Source organism: Rhizobium sp. BK491 (genome assembly GCF_014194925.1).
Classification (GTDB): domain Bacteria; phylum Pseudomonadota; class Alphaproteobacteria; order Rhizobiales; family Rhizobiaceae; genus Rhizobium.
The window spans coordinates 819513-833409 of the sequence record NZ_JACIAR010000002.1; the positions used below are offsets into that span (position 1 = coordinate 819513).

Here is a 13897-nt window from a genome sequence, read left to right on the forward strand (position 1 = left end):
TGCAGTGAATTAAGTTCAACCGGAGGAGTTGGACGGAGACGATGACGAATTGGGTCTATACATTCGGCGACGGCAAGGCCGAGGGGGGCGCCGGCGATTTTGAGCGGCTCGGCGGCAAGGGTGCGAATCTTGCGGAAATGTGCAATCTCGGCCTGCCGGTCCCGCCGGGCCTGACGATCGTCAGCGACGTCTGCACCTTCTATTACAAGAACGGCCGCAAGATTCCCGAAGAGCTGAAGCCGCAGGTCATGCGGGGTTTGCAGCGGATGCAGGCCATTACCGGACGCAGGTTCGGCGATACAGCGCGGCCGCTGCTGGTTTCCGTGCGTTCCGGCGGCCGTGCCTCGATGCCGGGCATGATGGATACCGTCCTCAATCTCGGCCTCAACGACGCCACGGTGCAGGCTCTCGGCCATGATGCCGGCGACGCTCGTTTTGCCTGGGATAGCTACCGCCGCTTTATCCAGATGTATGCCGATGTCGTCATGGGCCTCGACAACGAGGTCTTCGAAGAGATTCTGGAGGATGAAAAGGCGCGGTTCGGCCATGAGTTCGATACAGATCTCACCGCCGTCGAATGGCAGCACGTCGTCTCGATCTACAAGAGCGTCATCGAGGAAGAGTTGGGCGAAGCCTTTCCGCAGGAGCCGGAGGTTCAGCTCTGGGGCGCTGTCGGTGCCGTTTTTGCCAGCTGGATGAATGCGCGCGCCGTCACCTATCGCCAATTGCACAATATTCCCGAGGCATGGGGAACCGCCGTCAACATTCAGGCGATGGTGTTCGGCAATCTCGGCAATTCGTCCGCGACAGGCGTTGCTTTTACGCGCAATCCATCGACGGGGGAGAAGGAGCTTTACGGCGAATTCCTCGTCAATGCGCAGGGCGAAGATGTCGTTGCCGGCATCCGCACGCCGCAAAGCATCACGGAAGTCGCCCGCATCGCCTCCGGCTATGAAAAGCCGTCGATGGAAAAGCTGATGCCGGAAGCCTTTGCCGAGTTCCGCAGTATCTGCGCGCAGCTGGAAGCGCATTACCGCGACGTGCAGGATCTGGAGTTCACCATCGAGCGCGGCAAGCTCTGGATGCTGCAGACCCGCAATGCCAAGCGTACCACCAAGGCGGCGATGAAGATCGCCGTCGACATGGTCGACGAGGGGCTGATTACCGAGGATGAGGCGGTTTCCCGCATCGATCCGACGTCGCTGGATCAGCTTCTGCATCCCACGATCGATCCGCGCGTCCCTCGCGAGGTCATCGGCTCCGGCCTGCCCGCATCTCCAGGGGCTGCCACGGGCGAAATCGTGTTCACCGCAGAAGAGGCGATCGTTGCCGAGGAAGAAGGCCGCAAGGCTATTCTCGTACGGATCGAGACGAGCCCTGAAGATATTCATGGCATGCATGCCGCCGAGGCGATCCTGACCACCCGCGGCGGCATGACGAGCCACGCGGCCGTCGTTGCCCGCGGCATGGGCATTCCCTGCGTCGTCGGCGCCGGCACCATGCGCATCGACATTCGCAATGAAAAGCTGATCGGCATCGGCGTCACCTTGAAGAAGGGCGACATCGTCACGATAGACGGATCTACCGGCCAGGTGCTGAAGGGCGAAGTGCCCATGATCCAGCCGGAGCTTTCGGGCGATTTCGGGCGCATCATGGCCTGGGCAGACCGCTCGCGCCGCATGACGGTGCGCACCAATGCCGACACGCCTGCCGATGCGCGCGCCGCCCGCTCCTTCGGCGCGGAGGGCATCGGCCTTTGCCGCACCGAGCACATGTTCTTCGAAGGCGACCGTATCCATGTGATGCGCGAGATGATCCTTGCGGAGGACGAAGCGGGGCGCCGTGCCGCCCTTGCCAAGCTCATGCCGATGCAGCGGCTCGATTTCACCGGCCTGTTCACCATCATGCATGGCCTGCCGGTGACGATCCGCCTGCTCGATCCGCCGCTGCACGAATTCCTGCCGAAGACGGATGAGGAAATCGCCGAAGTGGCCGGGATCATGGGCATGGAACCTGCCGCGCTGCGCCAGCGGGTCGATGCGCTGCACGAGTTCAATCCCATGCTCGGCCATCGCGGCTGTCGGTTGGCGATTTCCTATCCGGAGATCGTCGAAATGCAGGCACGCGCAATTTTTGAGGCAGCGGTTCTGGCCGCGCGCGAAACAGGCGCGGCGGTCGTGCCGGAAATCATGGTGCCGCTGGTCGGCCTCCGCTCGGAGCTGGATTACGTTAAGGCCTGCATCGACGAGGTGGCGCGCGCCGTGATGACCGAAGCGAAGATGAAGATCGACTATCTCGTCGGCACGATGATCGAGCTGCCGCGCGCGGCCTTGCGCGCCCATATCATCGCTGAGGCTGCCGAGTTTTTCTCCTTCGGCACGAACGACCTGACTCAGACGACATTCGGCATGTCACGCGATGACGCCGCTGCCTTCATTCCGACCTATCAGCGCAAGGGCATCATCGAGCATGACCCCTTTATTTCGCTCGATTTCGATGGGGTTGGTGAACTCATCCGTATCGCGTCGGAGCGTGGCCGCCGCACGCGCAACGACATGAAGCTCGGCATCTGCGGCGAGCATGGCGGCGATCCCGCCTCGATTCACTTTTGCGAGGATATCGGGCTGGACTACGTGTCCTGTTCGCCGTTCCGCGTGCCGATAGCGCGGCTTGCGGCGGCGCAGGCGGCGATCAAAGGGCGCGCTTGATTTTCCAAGTCTGGATGTTCGTGGATCAGTGGCGCCAGTAGCCGCGATGATAGTAATATCCAGGACCGCCAACGACGACGGTCGGACCCCAGAAGAAATCATCGTTGCTTTCCATGAAAGCCCGCTGGTCCGCGCGCCGGCTGAGATCCTGATTCATCAGGCAATTGGCGAAGCTCTGAGTGCCCGGTTTGAAGCCGTAGCCGCTGCATCTGGATGAGTCCGCGGCGCGGATTTCCTCGGCCGTCTGGCAGGAGGAGAGCGCAAGCATGATGGCGAGGAGAGATAGTACGGAAGCTTCGATACGCATGACATGTTATCCTGAATGCGGATTTACAGGCAAAAACTATAGCGCCGCGCGTGGTGGCGCGAAAGGCGTATTCCGCCGCAGGCAGGGTTGCTTACGCCGCTTCCCTCGGCTTTGCCGGCATCCGCTGCAAGAGATCGACGAAGGCATCGGCGAAGCGCAGCAGGTGCTCGGTCTCCCCGTCGGGTTGCAGGAGGCGGATTTCCGCGCCATCTTCGTCCAGCGCGGCAAAGAGGGTGCGCATCGTCGCGTCTCCTTCCGGAATTCGCAGCACCGCCAATCTGCGGCAATCCGGTATCAGCCCTTCAGCCGGCAGATCGAACAGGAAATCGCCCTGTACGGCCGAAGCCGCCTTGCGCACGGCTTCGCAGAAGCCGGGCTCGCCACCGGAAAAACCCTCGAGCGAAAGCTCCAGTTCAAGCAGTTCCAGCGGCAGAAACGGGTCGCTCGCTTCGGCTCCGGTAATCGTTGCTCCCGGCAGCGACTGGGCTGCGACGTCTTGAGAAAGCATCGGTTCCATCTCATCAAGTCCTTTCACAGCCTCGATAAAACGCTAAAGAATGGCCTTTTTTAGGAATTTAAGCAAGTGCTCACGTTTTTGGTCTAGGCGTTACTGGTTTGAGCTTCGACAAAACATTGGACGACGATGCCGTGACATTCGATTTATTTTCGGCATTTCTTGATCTAAACATAAGTCGCTTTCCGGGATTCGGTGCATCCGGCTTCCGATCCGACGCGCCGACGAGCCTTTGATGACCATTCGTTTCGACCGTCCTGTCTCACATGCCGCCCGTGCCGCGCGTTTGATCGCTTCGTTTGCATTGGTGCTCTGTGGCGTGACGCTGATCGGCCACCGTTTTGCGCCGCTGGAAACGCCTTATTTCGTCCTGCTGCTACTGATTTCTGCCGGCTGCGCGATCCTGGCGGTGCTACTGGCGCTGGTCGGTTTGGCCCAACTATGGCAGAGCGCTGCCATTGGCGGCGTCTCCGCCGTCAAGGCACTTGTCTATGCCGCTCTGCCGCTCGCCATTCTCGGCCTCGGCGCCGAGCGCTACTGGACGCGCCCACATATCTACGAGATTTCGACCGACCTCAACGATCCGCCTGACTGGCTGGCGACCCCGGATGCGCGGCAACTGTGGCTGCCGCCGCGCCATCTGGTCACGCAGCAGGAGCGCGAGGTACAGTTCGAGGCCTATCCCGCCTTGATTAGTCGGCGCTACGAAGGTGCGTCCGACCGCGTGTTGGAAGCGGTGCGCAAGGTCGCGCGTGATCGCCACATCACCATCGTCAAGGCTGAAGGCGCCGATGTCACGGACCCGAACGGCAACGTAAAGCCGAAACGCCGTACACGCCCGCAGACCGCCAATCCGGCGCAGCACGGCAGCGCAGCCGGCGATGTGCCCGCCATCGTTCCCGTGCCGACCCCGCGCCCCTTCCGCGATGGAGTTGCGGAACTCATCCGCCAGAATACCGACGTCATCCTGCAGGGTGAAACGCGAACCCGCATTTTCGGCCTGCCATGCGATATATTGATCCGCATTCGCGAGGAGGCGGAAACGACGCTCGTCGATATTCGCGTCGCCTCCCGCTACGGCCAGGATGATCTCGGCGTCAGCGCCGATCTGGCCGATGACTATTTAAAGGCGTTGGATGCGGAACTGCTCGGCATCGCCGGAAGCTGAGTTTTCCAATCTCTCCTTCTCCCCTCGGGGAGAAGGTGGCCCGAAGGGTCGGATGAGGGGACTTGCCGCTTTGGATGCGGGAATTTTCGTGCTCTTGACATCCCCTCACCCTGCCCTCTTCCCAAGGGGAGAGGGGGAACCGTGCCCGTCATCAAATTTCTGAAATCGCCGATAATCACCCGTCTCAGCTCAAGCCGGACGATAGGCGCCCAGGAGCGACGGCGGTCCATCGGTTTCCACCTGACCCTTCTCGACCAGGTCTTCTAGGTGTGCCAGCACCGAAAGGGCGGCTGCGCCGTGCAGGCGCGGGTCCGTATCGCGATAGATGGCTTTCACCATGTCCGGGATCAGCCGGTCGCCGGCCTTGATGCGCTCCAGCACGGCGCGCTCGCGCAGGCGGCGGTGGGTTCTGAGGCCGCGCATGAAGGAGGCTGGCTCCTTTACCGGACCGCCGTGACCGGGCAGAAACAACCGGTCGTCGCGTGCAAGAAGACGTTCCAGCGAGGTCATATAGTCCGCCATCGAACCATCCGGCGGCGCGACGATCGAGGTCGCCCAAGCCATGACATGATCGGCCGAAAAGACGATGCCGGTGCCGTCGAGTGCGAAGCAGGCGTGGTTGGCCGTATGGCCCGGCGTCAGCAGCGCCGTCAGCTGCCAGCCGTCTCCGGCGACGCTTTGACCATCGGCAAGCACGATGTCAGGCTGAAACTCCATGTCGGAGCTTTCGGCAAAAGGATTAACCTCGCCCTGATGGAGCGGGCGCGCAGCACGGTGCGGCCCTTCGCCGACGGTCAGCGCCCCCGTTGCCTCCTTCAATCGCTTGGCCAGCGGCGAGTGATCGCGATGGGTGTGGCTGACGAAGATATGCGTGACCTCGCGCCCCTTCAGCGCCGCCATCAGGGCAGCGAAATGCTCGTCATTCTCCGGACCGGGATCGATGACGGCGACGGAAGGGCCGCCGACGATGTAGCTGTTGGTGCCGTGGAACGTGAAGGCGCTGGGATTGTTGACCGTCATCCGCTCGATACCGGGCGCAATGGGAACGGCCCGGCCATAGGCGGGTTCGAAGGCGAGGTCGAAGTCAGGCGTACTCATGATTGCTTGTATTCGATTTCGATAAAGGACATCGGCTCGGTGCCGGCATTGACGACATTGTGCTCGGCGCCTGCCTCACGCCGATAGGCGGCACCCTTGGCGATATCGACCCGCCTGTCGCCGCCCGGCTCCTCCAGCAGAAACTGGCAATCGGTCATCGGCACCACGACATAGCCGAGGCCATGGACATGATGCCCGGTATCGGCGCCCGGCTCGAAATCCCAGCGCGTGATGCGGCAGACCGCGTCATCGAGAAGCACGGTAGGCACAGCCGGAGGGCGGGCGCGAAACTGGCTCATCAAGCCTCCTTATTTGGAATGCAGTGCAAAAGACCTATCATAGCCGCCTGGAAAGCACACAGAAATATGCGTCCGTGCATCACTTAGTCATTGTAGCGCGATGCGACCTTTGCTAATCAGACGCCGGTTTGGCTGGCGTGACAGCCATTTCCCATGTTGGGGCGTCGCCAAGCGGTAAGGCACCGGTTTTTGGTACCGGCATTCCCAGGTTCGAATCCTGGCGCCCCAGCCACACACTGCTATTGACAAAGCAATTGATTAGTTGACCTTTTTCGGTTTAACGACCGGAGGCTCAACAGGTGTCGATCCTACCCATGCAAGCTTGTTCACGAATGCGCCGCAAGTCTGCATGTCGCCAACCAAGATCGACGCGCCTACGAAGTTCCCGTTCACCCTGTCGCGAGCCTTCCTAACGTCCGCTTCCGTCGCGCCGAGTGCTTTCGCCTGGGCAAGGTTCTTTTCCGCATCGGCGCGCATCTGTGCCACCGAGCTGTATCCGCCATAAGCCGGACAGTTCGTAGCAATCGTTTCTGCGCCAGCATAGCGGTTAAGATAAGTTTCCATCGGCGATCCGGGGGTGGTTGCGCAGCTTGCGAATGCAGATACCACGGCTAATGCCGCAAGAGTTTTCAACTTCATATTAGCACCAATAAAAGTAAATTAACGCTGAAGTTGTAATCAATGACATAAGTTTTGAGATGTCTATAGTGAAATAACGAAGAGTGAGGGGGGAAATCTCTTAGGCGCGTGACTTGCAAACACAAACAGGCAGCCCTCGCAGGCCGCCCGCTGATATGATCTCGGGATGACGCTTTTGGCCTTAGTCCGTTTGTTCAGCTTTTGCAGTCTTTTCCGGCGGAGCCAGAAGCTCGGCGCAATAGGACGAACCGCTGACGCCAGGCTGGTCGCCGAGAATCTTGACCGAGCGGATTTCGTAGCTCTGGTTGGTGACGATGTCGGCCTTGCAGCTGAGGGAGCGCTTGCCGGCTTTCTTGCCTTCCTTGTTGACGACGGTGACGTTCTTGTAGCCGCCACGCCAAGTGTAGACGCGATTGCCGCCTTCGTCGCGGTCGGAGAGCGGCGGTCCGTAAGCCGCGAAGAAGCGGCCTGCAGACTGGCCCTGCCAGCGATCCTGAACGGGGTTCTTCGCAAGCAGCGGCAGGGCTGCTGTCGTTGTTGTCGTCGTGGTGCTGCAACCGGCCAGCGCCAGCAACAGTCCAGCCGCGGTGATCATGCGGATATTCATCTTGTCGTCCTTGAGCTTCTGTCACGCAAAGGTCGCGGAAAAGCCGCGCTGTCCCACGACGTTTCCACCTGTCCCGCTTAGGGCTTTAGCGCCAAAGCCGGCAAAAGAAAATTCCTATCATTGTGTACAAACGGGATTTTACTTGATCTGTTGCGTCTTTTGCACGCCGGCATTTTCGGCCGCTGTTTCCTGCCGATTTTCTAGGCAGATGCGGGTGTAATTTTTTCGTCAAAAATCAAAAGGTTTTTTGAGATTGGTGCTTGTGCATCAAAAATGGCTGGTCTATAGAAGCGCCGCTGGTCACGGAGTGTAGCGCAGTCTGGTAGCGCACCACGTTCGGGACGTGGGGGTCGAGTGTTCGAATCACTCCACTCCGACCAGCTTAAAATACTGATCCTGTTCCCGAAAAATCCCCCGTTTAAGAATACTGTCTGGCTGGCTTGCGCAAGGCCGGAGTGGTTCCGCCAATATCGTCGCAGCATTTCTATCACGCCGTACCGCTCCCCGCTGCGGGCCGTATGGAGTTTTGCTACAATTCTTCTGGTGCCCGTCGGCCGTTTCCCCAGTCCATCGGCTCACATCCAAACCACGTCTTAGATATGCTTTTGCAAAACCGGCTCTTTTTGTCGCCCGAAGCACCATGTACAAGGTAGAGGGACGTGCATCCGACTCAGGGCGAGAGTTCAGCTGGCAGGTGCTGGAGCGGAGTAACGGAATGGATCTTATGGACGGGGTGGCCAGATTGGTTGGGGAGACGATCATGGGGTGGCGCCAGCGTAGCGATGCTTTGCGCGGTGATGCTGTCGGGAAGAGATTGAGTATCGCAACCTTCTTTGGGGTGCCGGCGTTGAGCGCCGCGTTTCTTCTGGGTTCCGGCGGTAGTGCCCTGCGCGCCGGCGATTGCGGCAATGTCGCCGGGCCGGGACTGGATTGGAGTGGCTGCAGCAAGGCCAATATCATGCTGCAGAGCAGCGACCTGAAAGGCGCCAATCTGGCCGGCGCGCATTTCGACAGCACTGATCTCAGCGACACCAACCTGACCTCGGCCAATCTCGAAAAGGCTACCCTCGTGCGTGCCTGGCTGAAGAATGCCAAGGCCGATGGCGCCAACTTCGCCAAGATCGAGGCATACCGCTCCGATTTCAGCAACGCTACCGCTAACGGCGCGTCCTTTGCCAATGCCGAATTGCAGCGGGCCGAATTTGCCGGCGCACAGCTGAAGAACGCTGATTTTCAGAAAGCGGAACTCGGCCGCGCCGATTTCGACAAGGCCGTACTGACGGGGGCGAATTTCTCCTTCGCCAATCTCTCGCGCGCCACCTTGAACAGTGCGGTGATGGACGGGTCGACCTCCTTCAGCGGCGCCTTCATGTATCTGACGCGCATCGAGGGTCTCGATCTGTCGAACGCAAGCGGTCTGCAGCAGGCCCAGATCAATCTGGCTTGTGGGGACAATACGACCATATTGCCGTCTTGGCTGAAGGCGCCGTCCAGCTGGCCTTGCCCTCCCGACGATAAGGACTGATAGTCTCTCCAGGACGGAAATTCGAAAGACCAAGTCAATGTTTGCAGAAAAAGCGGTCCAGCACGACAGCAAGCCCGAATTCTATCGAGAACTTGCGGATCAGCTGAAGGCCTTGCTTGACGATGAGCACGGTTGGATTGCCAACGCGGCCAATACTTCTGCATTGATCTACCAGATGCTGCCGGACCTCAATTGGGCGGGCTTCTATTTCCTTCAGCAGGAAGACGAGCTTGTGCTGGGGCCGTTCCAGCGCAAGCCAGCCTGCGTCCGCATTGCCGTCGGTCGCGGCGTCTGCGGGACGGCGGTCGAAAGGGCGCAGTCGATCCTCGTCGAGGACGTGCATGCCTTTCCCGGTCACATTGCCTGCGATGTGGCCTCGCGCTCGGAGCTGGTCGTGCCGCTCCTTCGCAATGGAAAGGTCTTCGGCGTCATCGATCTCGACAGCCCGCTTCCCGGCCGCTTTGATGGTGACGATCAGGCCGGCATCGAGGCGCTTGCCGCGATTTATGCTGCCTCAAGCGAAGCGAATAAGTAAGGCGCGGGAAGGGCGAGGCGTCACGCCGTCGTGATCGATATGGCAAATCGATCATGCGATGCCTATATTGGCTCTGCAACCACTCCCTTAGCGCTGATCGAGCTTATTCCGGCCTTCTCCAGTCCTCATTGAGGGCGTCAGGCCAAGCTCGGAAGGCGTGCCAAGGGGCAAGGAGAACAACAATGGGCAAATACAGCAAGACGGCAGAGGCCATCGCCAAGCTTACCCCTGAACAGTATCGCGTGACGCAGCAGAGCGGCACAGAACGTCCCGGCTCCGGTGAATATCTCTATAACAAGCAGCCGGGCATTTACGTTGACATCGTCTCCGGTGAGCCGCTTTTTGCCTCGGCCGACAAGTTCGATTCCGGCTGCGGCTGGCCGAGCTTTACCAAACCGATCGAACCCGCCAATGTCAGCGAATTGACCGACAAGTCGCATGGCATGATCCGCGTCGAAGTACGCTCGGCCAATGGCGATAGCCACCTGGGCCATGTTTTCCCGGACGGGCCGATCGATCGCGGCGGCCTGCGCTATTGCATCAATTCCGCCTCGCTCCGCTTCGTGCCGCGTGACCGCATGGAGGCAGAGGGCTATGGTGCCTATATCGATCAAGTGGGGGATGTAAGATGACAACGGAACGTGCAGTTCTCGCCGGCGGTTGCTTCTGGGGTATGCAGGATCTCATCCGCCGTTACAACGGCGTCATCTCGACGCGCGTCGGCTACAGCGGCGGCGATGTCCGCAACGCCACCTATCGCAACCATGGCACCCATGCCGAGGCGATCGAAATCATTTTCGATCCGCAGAAGATCAGCTATCGCGATCTGCTGGAGTTCTTCTTCCAGATCCATGATCCCTCCACGCGCAACCGCCAGGGCAACGATGTCGGCTTGAGTTACCGCTCGGCGATCTTCTACACCAGCGAAGAGCAGAAGCAGGTCGCCTTGGATACGATCGCCGATGTCGACGCTTCCGGCCTGTGGCCTGGCAAGGTCGTCACCGAGGTCGCACCGGTCGGCGACTTTTGGCAGGCCGAGCCGGAGCACCAGGATTATCTGGAGCGCTATCCGAACGGCTATACCTGCCATTTTGTCCGGCCGGGCTGGAAACTGCCCCACCGGCAGGCCAACGCAGCACAGCGCGCGGCCTCATGATGAAAGGATCGGCCGGTACTGACCGGTTGAACCTCTATCTCGGCACATGGGAGGTGAAGCGGCGAATCCTCGATCGCTTCAACTGCTCAGTGCTCACATTCGAAGGGCAGGCGTTCGTCACGCCTGTCCAGTTCGAGGAGCACGGGGATACGCGACGCGATCACGCAACGCTGAGAAGTAGCCGCACCTATCGGCTCGATGCCGCGTACGACCATCTCGTCGTGCGCTTCCCCAATCTTTCGGAATTCATTCGCATCGGAGACAGTGCCTCGCAGCGCGTCACCCATCATTGCGGTCCCGATCTCTATCGGGGCCATCTGTTCTTTCGCTCGCCGGATACTTGGGCGGAGATGTGGCATGTGCGCGGGCCTAGAAAAAACTATCTGAGCCTCGCGCACTACCGGCGCGTTTAACCTGAACCTGTCTCCCGAATGAGAGACGGCGTTAGCGTGCCTGGCGCCGTGCCTGAACGGCCTTTGCCAGGTCTTCCAGCGTACGGACCGAGGTCGGCCAGTCGATACAGCCATCGGTGATACTCTGGCCATAGACCAGCGGCTTGCCCGGCACGAGATCCTGGCGGCCGGCCACCAGATTGCTCTCCATCATCATGCCCTTGATCCGCCGGTCGCCGGCTGCAACCTGCTCGGCGACTGATGTGACGACGAGCGGCTGGTTTTCCGGATTCTTGCTGCTGTTGGCATGGCTGGCATCGATGATGATGCGCGGCTCGAGCCCGACCTTGAGGGATTGTTCCGCCGTTGCCTGCACGCTTGCGGCATCATAATTGGGCTCTTTGCCGCCGCGCAGGATGATATGGCAGTCCTCATTGCCGCGGGTGGAGGCGATCGCAGCAAGGCCTTCCTTGGTTACTGCCGGAAAATGATGCGGTTGCGATGCCGCGACGATCGCGTCGAGCGCGATGCGCACATCGCCATTCGTGCCGTTCTTGAAACCGACAGGGCAGGAGAGGCCGGATGCCAGCTGACGATGCACCTGGCTCTCCGTCGTCCTCGCGCCGATCGCCCCCCAGCTCACCAGATCGGAAATATATTGCGGCGTGATCGTATCGAGATATTCGCAGCCTGCCGGCAAGCCGATCTCGTTGACATCGAACAGCAGCTTGCGGGCAATGCGCAGACCTTCTTCGATGCGGTAGCTGCCGTCGAGATGCGGGTCGTTGATCAGGCCCTTCCAGCCCACCGTCGTGCGCGGTTTCTCGAAATAGACGCGCATGATGATTTCGAGATCGTCGGCGAAGCGATCCCGCTGTTCTTTCAGTCGCGCCGCGTAATCGAGCGCTGCGGCCGGATCGTGGATGGAGCAGGGGCCGATGACGACGATCAGCCGGTCGTCTTCATCACGCAGAATGTTGTGAACGGCGTTGCGCGCGCCGGTAACGGTCGCCGTCACGGCTTCGTCGCGAGGGATTTCGTCAATGATCCGAGAGGGCGGCGTCAGCGCCGTGATCTCGACAATGCGCAAGTCGTCGGTGGAATTCAACACGGTATCGGTTCCTTTTGGGGTCATACCGTGGCGACAAAAAAGCCGCCAGGTAGACTAGCGGCTGGTTCGGGTCTTTTGCTGTCGTGTCTCTTCTAACTACGCACAGGCCCGCCTCCGCTGAGAGCAGCGGTACGAATAAAATCGCGAGGCATATGCGAAGGTCAAAGACATTGGTCGTCTCTACGATAAAAAATGCCTGATGTCGATGAGGGAGAATGAGAATTGAGAGGGCAGCGTCAAGACGCCTTCATTCGGGAACGAAATGCCTGTCTGCCCGCTCCCGCACCCTTCTCGCCGAAGCCCCGGTAAGTTAATCCCCAGGCTCGCCGGAGAGAAATAACGAACCCCTGGCTCGGAAGGATCGGCCCCACTTCGCTGGAAGTCAGGCCGATCCCCATCCGATCAGGGGTCAAGTCAGATCAGATCTCGTAAACGAGCTATTAGAAGCTGCGCTGGAAGCGGAGAACGCCAGCCCACTGGTCCTGATTGATGGAGTCCCAGTTGGTGTAGGAAACTTCCGGCGTGATCTGGAGGTTCTTGACCGGGTTCCACTTGACGTTTGCCGTCGCTGCGAAGATCTTCGAGTCGGTGTAGGCAACCTGAGCGTTAGCCTGCAGCTTTTCGTTGATCGGAACGGTGACGCCGCCCCAAACAGCCCAGTCGCCCCAGCCGATATTCTTGGCAGGGCCGGCACCGTTGGCGTTTGCGTACTTGTTCAGCTTGTCGCCATCGGTGTTCCAGCCGCCCATCAAGAAGGCCTTGAAGACGCCGAAATCGGCATCGACGCGAGCCTTGATGGCGCCTTCTTCGACGATCGAGTCGTAACCGCCGACGATCTTGAAGCCGAAGTTGCCAGCCTTGTAACCAGCACCGGCAACAACGTCAGGGATGTAGTGGTTGGTGCTGTCTTCGCCGTTGACGCCCTTAGCGCCCGAACCGGAATTGCTGTCTTCAACCGAGACCACAGCCGTGAAGCCGTTGCCGGCGTCGTAGTTGTAGGTCAACTGGTTGAGTTCGTACGGGCCGTCATTGACCACGTCGTCGTTGATGACGCCGCCAGCGTAACCGATGTACGAGTTGTATTGGGAGTCAGCCTTACCGACGAGGAACCCGCCGAGGCTGATGTTTGCGAACAGCAGCTTCGTGGTGGTCGCGCCGCCATCCTGCCAGTCGAAGCGGATGACCGTGTTGGTCTTCAGCGGACCGTATTCAGTGTCGGTTGCCGTGTCTAGGCTCAGATGAGCACGCGTGTGCCACAGCGTACCGTTATGGCTGTCCGGGTTGTAGGCATCGTACCACTTGCCTTCGGTACGGACATAACCGCCGATCTTGAGGCAGGTTTCCGAGCCCGGGATGAAGAAGTAGCCAGCGCCGTAGGCGTCGCAGATGCGAACGTATTCGAGCGGTTCCGGCTCAGCAGCGACGATCGCGTCGGCTGCGTGAGCGCCAGAAACTGCTGCCAGGGCAGCAGCGGAGCCGAGAAGAAGGCTCTTGATGTTCATAAAAACTCCAATCCAATATAGATTGGGCACAGGCTATCGCGCCGAAAATCGACGTGCCCTTACCCTATCCCTGTTTAAAACCCCGACTCGGGAGAAACGGGCCCCACCCGCTTCTGGTCGCTATTAAAAGCGATTTCCTGCAAAGTTATATGATATATTTTTCCCGGGATGACTTTTTCGTGAAATTTAAGTTTCAGTTGCAAGAAAGCAACATTCAAGCACAAACATAATAAGAGCAGCATAATATTGGCTGCGTAATAGTCACTTCGAGGTATGATAGAGGGCTGTGCCCTTCGAATATTATTTGATGATAATATTGCCGGCGTCCGGATATTC

General features: G+C 59.6%; 15 protein-coding genes and 2 tRNA genes. 9 read left to right on the plus strand and 8 right to left on the minus strand.

Annotated features, from left to right (window positions below):
- The first annotated feature begins 41 nt into the window (after positions 1-41).
- On the plus strand, positions 42-2708 hold the full coding sequence (ppdK, locus tag FHX05_RS11865) for a pyruvate, phosphate dikinase (RefSeq protein ID WP_112335529.1): 2667 nt from the start codon (positions 42-44) through the stop codon (positions 2706-2708).
- A gap of 25 nt (positions 2709-2733) precedes the next feature.
- Here the strand turns inward: ppdK and FHX05_RS11870 are convergent, their stop codons facing one another.
- Both FHX05_RS11870 and FHX05_RS11875 read right to left on the minus strand, forming a co-directional pair.
- A complete protein-coding gene (locus FHX05_RS11870; protein ID WP_183871825.1) occupies positions 2734-3015 on the minus strand; it encodes a hypothetical protein in 282 nt (93 codons plus the stop codon).
- A 91-nt stretch (positions 3016-3106) separates the two neighbouring features.
- On the minus strand, positions 3107-3523 hold the full coding sequence (locus FHX05_RS11875; RefSeq protein WP_015339102.1) for a hypothetical protein: 417 nt from the start codon (positions 3521-3523) through the stop codon (positions 3107-3109).
- A gap of 241 nt (positions 3524-3764) precedes the next feature.
- On the opposite strand from FHX05_RS11875, the gene FHX05_RS11880 reads away from it, so the two are divergent.
- Positions 3765-4697, plus strand: coding sequence for a DUF1499 domain-containing protein (locus tag FHX05_RS11880; protein ID WP_183871827.1), 933 nt, complete (start codon positions 3765-3767; stop codon positions 4695-4697).
- Positions 4698-4886: 189 nt separating this feature from the next.
- On the opposite strand, the gene FHX05_RS11885 is transcribed toward FHX05_RS11880, so the two are convergent.
- Both FHX05_RS11885 and FHX05_RS11890 read right to left on the minus strand, forming a co-directional pair.
- Positions 4887-5795, minus strand: coding sequence for an MBL fold metallo-hydrolase (locus FHX05_RS11885; RefSeq protein ID WP_183871829.1), 909 nt, complete (start codon positions 5793-5795; stop codon positions 4887-4889).
- Positions 5792-6094, minus strand: coding sequence for a cupin domain-containing protein (locus FHX05_RS11890; RefSeq protein WP_015339105.1), 303 nt, complete (start codon positions 6092-6094; stop codon positions 5792-5794). The genes FHX05_RS11885 and FHX05_RS11890 overlap by 4 nt, the downstream gene beginning before the upstream one ends.
- A 157-nt stretch (positions 6095-6251) precedes the next feature.
- Here FHX05_RS11890 and FHX05_RS11895 point away from each other — a divergent pair.
- Positions 6252-6326: transfer RNA gene (locus FHX05_RS11895), tRNA-Gln, on the plus strand.
- A gap of 26 nt (positions 6327-6352) precedes the next feature.
- Here the strand turns inward: FHX05_RS11895 and FHX05_RS11900 are convergent.
- Entirely contained in the window at positions 6353-6733 is a 381-nt protein-coding gene (locus FHX05_RS11900; RefSeq protein WP_183871831.1) for a hypothetical protein, read from the minus strand.
- 181 nt (positions 6734-6914) lie between these two features.
- Positions 6915-7340: a hypothetical protein gene (locus FHX05_RS11905; RefSeq protein WP_112605823.1), complete on the minus strand. Its 426-nt coding sequence runs from the start codon at positions 7338-7340 to the stop codon at positions 6915-6917.
- Positions 7341-7643: 303 nt separating this feature from the next.
- Here FHX05_RS11905 and FHX05_RS11910 point away from each other — a divergent pair.
- The 6 genes from FHX05_RS11910 (at position 7644) to FHX05_RS11935 (ending at position 10969) form a co-directional block, all read left to right on the plus strand.
- Positions 7644-7720 (plus strand) — tRNA-Pro (locus FHX05_RS11910).
- A 380-nt stretch (positions 7721-8100) separates the two neighbouring features.
- A complete protein-coding gene (locus FHX05_RS11915) occupies positions 8101-8865 on the plus strand; it encodes a pentapeptide repeat-containing protein (RefSeq protein ID WP_246698939.1) in 765 nt (254 codons plus the stop codon).
- Between the two features lie 37 nt (positions 8866-8902).
- Positions 8903-9400, plus strand: coding sequence for a GAF domain-containing protein (locus FHX05_RS11920; protein ID WP_183871833.1), 498 nt, complete (start codon positions 8903-8905; stop codon positions 9398-9400).
- A 182-nt stretch (positions 9401-9582) separates the two neighbouring features.
- Positions 9583-10032 carry a peptide-methionine (R)-S-oxide reductase MsrB gene (gene msrB, locus FHX05_RS11925; RefSeq protein WP_183871835.1) on the plus strand — a complete coding sequence of 150 codons (450 nt, stop codon included), beginning with the start codon at positions 9583-9585 and terminating at the stop codon, positions 10030-10032.
- The gene (gene msrA, locus FHX05_RS11930) at positions 10029-10556 is read left to right on the plus strand and encodes a peptide-methionine (S)-S-oxide reductase MsrA (RefSeq protein ID WP_183871837.1); all 528 of its coding nucleotides are present in this window, start codon (positions 10029-10031) and stop codon (positions 10554-10556) included. Before msrB ends, msrA begins: the two co-directional genes overlap by 4 nt.
- Positions 10553-10969, plus strand: coding sequence for a DUF6314 family protein (locus FHX05_RS11935; protein WP_183871839.1), 417 nt, complete (start codon positions 10553-10555; stop codon positions 10967-10969). Before msrA ends, FHX05_RS11935 begins: the two co-directional genes overlap by 4 nt.
- A gap of 31 nt (positions 10970-11000) precedes the next feature.
- Here the strand turns inward: FHX05_RS11935 and FHX05_RS11940 are convergent, their stop codons facing one another.
- Positions 11001-12059, minus strand: coding sequence for a 3-deoxy-7-phosphoheptulonate synthase (locus FHX05_RS11940; protein WP_348648312.1), 1059 nt, complete (start codon positions 12057-12059; stop codon positions 11001-11003).
- Between the two features lie 440 nt (positions 12060-12499).
- On the minus strand, positions 12500-13561 hold the full coding sequence (locus FHX05_RS11945) for a porin (protein WP_112335540.1): 1062 nt from the start codon (positions 13559-13561) through the stop codon (positions 12500-12502).
- Positions 13562-13897 lie beyond the last annotated feature (336 nt).

Bases quoted from the DNA above. Each gene is read 5' to 3' on its own strand.
- ppdK (WP_112335529.1), top strand. From the start codon at position 42: ATGACGAATTGGGTCTATACATTCGGCGACGGCAAGGCCGAGGGGGGC.
- FHX05_RS11870 (WP_183871825.1), bottom strand. From the start codon at position 3,015: ATGCGTATCGAAGCTTCCGTACTATCTCTCCTCGCCATCATGCTTGCG.
- FHX05_RS11875 (WP_015339102.1), bottom strand. From the start codon at position 3,523: ATGCTTTCTCAAGACGTCGCAGCCCAGTCGCTGCCGGGAGCAACGATT.
- FHX05_RS11880 (WP_183871827.1), top strand. From the start codon at position 3,765: ATGACCATTCGTTTCGACCGTCCTGTCTCACATGCCGCCCGTGCCGCG.
- FHX05_RS11885 (WP_183871829.1), bottom strand. From the start codon at position 5,795: ATGAGTACGCCTGACTTCGACCTCGCCTTCGAACCCGCCTATGGCCGG.
- FHX05_RS11890 (WP_015339105.1), bottom strand. From the start codon at position 6,094: ATGAGCCAGTTTCGCGCCCGCCCTCCGGCTGTGCCTACCGTGCTTCTC.
- FHX05_RS11900 (WP_183871831.1), bottom strand. From the start codon at position 6,733: ATGAAGTTGAAAACTCTTGCGGCATTAGCCGTGGTATCTGCATTCGCA.
- FHX05_RS11905 (WP_112605823.1), bottom strand. From the start codon at position 7,340: ATGAATATCCGCATGATCACCGCGGCTGGACTGTTGCTGGCGCTGGCC.
- FHX05_RS11915 (WP_246698939.1), top strand. From the start codon at position 8,101: ATGGGGTGGCGCCAGCGTAGCGATGCTTTGCGCGGTGATGCTGTCGGG.
- FHX05_RS11920 (WP_183871833.1), top strand. From the start codon at position 8,903: ATGTTTGCAGAAAAAGCGGTCCAGCACGACAGCAAGCCCGAATTCTAT.
- msrB (WP_183871835.1), top strand. From the start codon at position 9,583: ATGGGCAAATACAGCAAGACGGCAGAGGCCATCGCCAAGCTTACCCCT.
- msrA (WP_183871837.1), top strand. From the start codon at position 10,029: ATGACAACGGAACGTGCAGTTCTCGCCGGCGGTTGCTTCTGGGGTATG.
- FHX05_RS11935 (WP_183871839.1), top strand. From the start codon at position 10,553: ATGATGAAAGGATCGGCCGGTACTGACCGGTTGAACCTCTATCTCGGC.
- FHX05_RS11945 (WP_112335540.1), bottom strand. From the start codon at position 13,561: ATGAACATCAAGAGCCTTCTTCTCGGCTCCGCTGCTGCCCTGGCAGCA.